At 63.8% G+C, this 2,992-nt stretch carries 2 protein-coding genes; both read left to right on the forward strand.

Annotated features, from left to right (window positions below; all coding sequences use genetic code 11):
• The first annotated feature begins 124 nt into the window (after positions 1 to 124).
• Positions 125 to 1,636, forward strand: coding sequence for an aldehyde dehydrogenase family protein (locus EOA85_RS31315; RefSeq protein ID WP_127212314.1), 1,512 nt, complete (start codon positions 125 to 127; stop codon positions 1,634 to 1,636).
• Positions 1,637 to 1,695: 59 nt separating this feature from the next.
• A complete protein-coding gene (locus tag EOA85_RS31320) occupies positions 1,696 to 2,949 on the forward strand; it encodes an ABC transporter substrate-binding protein (protein WP_127212315.1) in 1,254 nt (417 codons plus the stop codon).
• The last annotated feature ends 43 nt before the right edge of the window (positions 2,950 to 2,992 follow it).

Raw genomic sequence — 2,992 nt, forward strand, 5'->3', positions numbered from 1 at the left:
GAGGCGCTGGCCAGCGGCTTCATCGCGCTGACCGGCGACCTCAAGGCCGGCATCGACACTTTCAAGACCAAGCAGAAACCAGCGTTTTCAAGATCCTAAAAAGCATGCGGAACCTGGAAATCACATGAACTTGCCCCTCACCATCGCCATGCCCGCCGAGGCATCCGCAGCACCGAAGACCTACCGGCTGCTGATCGACGGCAAGTTCGTCGATGCCCGCGACGGCCGCACACTGGAGCGCAACAGCCCCGGCCACGGCTTCACCGTTTCGCGCTATGCACAAGCCGGCGCGGCCGAAGTCGAGGCGGCGGTGACCGCCGCGCACAAGGCTTTTGAGACCGGCCCGTGGGCGCGCATGAAGGCAGCAGAGCGCGCCGCGATCCTGCTCAAGGCGGCGGACCTGATCGAGGCGCGGCTCGAGGAGATTGCCCGGCTCGACGCGCTGGAATCCGGCAAGCCGATCGCCCAGGCGCGCGGCGAGATCGGCGGCGCCGTCGACATCTGGCGCTATGCCGCAGCGCTTGCCCGCACGGTCCATGGCGAAAGCTATGCCAATCTCGGCGACGCCATGCTAGGCGTCGTGCTGCGCGAACCGATCGGCGTCGTCTCGATCATCGCGCCGTGGAATTTTCCGTTCCTCATCGTCAGCCAGAAATTGCCGTTCGCGCTCGCCGCCGGCTGCACGACGGTGGTGAAGCCGAGCGAGATGACCTCGGCCTCGACCTTCGTGCTCGGCGACATCCTGATGCAGGCCGGCTTGCCGGATGGCGTCGTCAACATCCTCGCTGGCCTGGGCGCGGATGTCGGCGCGCCGATGGTCAGCCATCCGCTGGTCGAGATGGTGTCGTTCACCGGCTCCACCCGGGTCGGCAAGATGACCATGGCGTCGGCTGCGAACTCTCTGAAGAAAGTCTCGATGGAGCTCGGCGGCAAGAACGGGCAGATCGTCTTTCCAGACGCCGACCTCGAAGCGGCGGCCGACGCGGCGGTGTTCGGCGGCTTTTTCAACGCCGGCGAATGCTGCAACGCCGGCAGCCGGCTGATCGTCCACGGGGCGATCGCCGACGACTTCCTCGGCGCAGTGAAGGCGCTCACCGCAAGGGTCACCGTCGGCGATCCGCTCGATATCAGCACCAAGGTTGGCGCGATGATCTCTTCCGAGCACCTGGCCAAGGTGACCGGCTATGTGGCGGCGGCGGCAAACGACGGCAGCAGCGTCTACAGCGGCGGCAAGCAGATCGCCTCCAGTGCCGGTCAGTATCTCGACCCGACCATCCTTCGCGGCGTCACCGAAGACATGGCCATTGCACGTGAAGAAGTGTTCGGCCCGGTGCTCTCGGTACTGACGTTTGAATCGATTGAAGAGGCGTTGCGCATCGCCAACAACACGCCCTATGGTTTATCGGCGGGTGTGTGGAGCGCCAGCATCGACACCTGCATGTCGGTGGCGCGGAATGTGCGTTCGGGAACCGTTTGGGTGAACACGTTCATGGAAGGTTATCCCGAGCTGCCTTTCGGAGGCTACAAGCAGTCCGGTCTCGGACGCGAACTCGGCAAGCGCGCCGTCGAGGACTATACCGAGGAAAAGACGATCCAGTTTCATCGCGGCCAGCGCACCGGATGGTGGGTCGGCTGAGTTGGGAAGAACCCGGCGGACAACCGCCGGTCGTGTAGCTGCAACAAGGGAGGAAGTACATGTTGCGCAAATTGCTTATCGGAACGGCTCTCGGCTCGGGTCTTGCGTTCGCGGCTCACGCTCAGGACGTCAAGGAAGTCGAGATGCTGCATTGGTGGACGTCTGGGGGCGAAGCGGCTGCTTTGAACGTGCTCAAGGAGGATCTGGCCAAGCAAGGTTTTGCCTGGAAGGACGTGCCCGTGGCCGGCGGCGGCGGCGACGCCGCCATGACCGCGCTGAAGGCGATGGTCGCGGCTGGCAACTACCCGACCGCCTCCCAGATGCTCGGCTATACCGTGCTCGATTATGCCGCGGCCGGCGTGATGGGCGACCTGACCGAGACGGCGGTAAAGGAAGGCTGGGACAAATCCGTTCCGGCCGCCCTGCAGAAATTCTCGGTCTATGACGGCAAGTGGGTCGCGGCTCCGGTCAACGTCCACTCCGTCAACTGGCTGTGGATTAACAAGGCGGTGATGGACAAGCTCGGCGGCACCGAGCCCAAGACCTTCGACGAATTCATCGCGCTGCTCGACAAGGCCAAGGCGGCGGGCGTCATCCCGCTCGCGCTCGGCGGCCAGAACTGGCAGGAAGCCACCATGTTCGATTCGGTCGTGCTGTCGACCGGCGGACCTGAGTTCTACAAGAAGGCCTTCAACGACCTCGACGAGGAGCAGCTCAAGTCCGACACGATGAAGAAGTCGTTCGACAACCTTGCCAAGCTCGTCACCTATGTCGACCCGAACTTCTCCGGCCGCGACTGGAACCTTGCCACCGCCATGGTCATCAAGGGCGATGCGCTGGTGCAAGTCATGGGCGACTGGGCCAAGGGCGAATTCAACGCCGCCAAGAAGACCCCGGGCACCGACTTCCTGTGTTACCGCTTCCCGGGCACCGACGGCAGCGTGGTCTACAACTCCGACATGTTCGGCATGTTCGACGTTCCGGAGGACCGCAAGGCCGCCCAGGTTGCGTTAGCCACCGCCACTTTGTCGAAGAGCTTCCAGTCGGCTTTCAACGTCGTCAAGGGCTCCGTCCCGGCCCGCACCGACGTGCCCGACACCGACTTCGACGCTTGCGGCAAGAAGGGCATGGCCGACCTGAAGGCCGCCAACGAAGGCGGCACGCTGTTCGGTTCGCTGGCGCAAGGCTATGGCGCGCCGCCGGCCGTCGCCAATGCCTATAAGGACGTCGTCTCGAAATTCGTCCACGGCCAGATCAAGACCTCGGACGAGGCCGTGACCCAGCTGGTTAACGCAATCGAAGACGCCAAATAAGAACCGGCATGAAAGGACCTTCCCCGCTCCGGTGGGGAGGTTC

This window comes from Mesorhizobium sp. M5C.F.Ca.IN.020.29.1.1 (genome assembly GCF_003997375.1).
GTDB classification, from domain to species: Bacteria; Pseudomonadota; Alphaproteobacteria; order Rhizobiales; family Rhizobiaceae; genus Mesorhizobium; species Mesorhizobium wenxiniae.

What these genes read in the sequence shown, in the direction of transcription:
- EOA85_RS31315 (WP_127212314.1), top strand. Translation starts at nt 125, where the DNA reads ATGAACTTGCCCCTCACCATCGCCATGCCCGCCGAGGCATCCGCAGCA.
- EOA85_RS31320 (WP_127212315.1), top strand. Translation starts at nt 1,696, where the DNA reads ATGTTGCGCAAATTGCTTATCGGAACGGCTCTCGGCTCGGGTCTTGCG.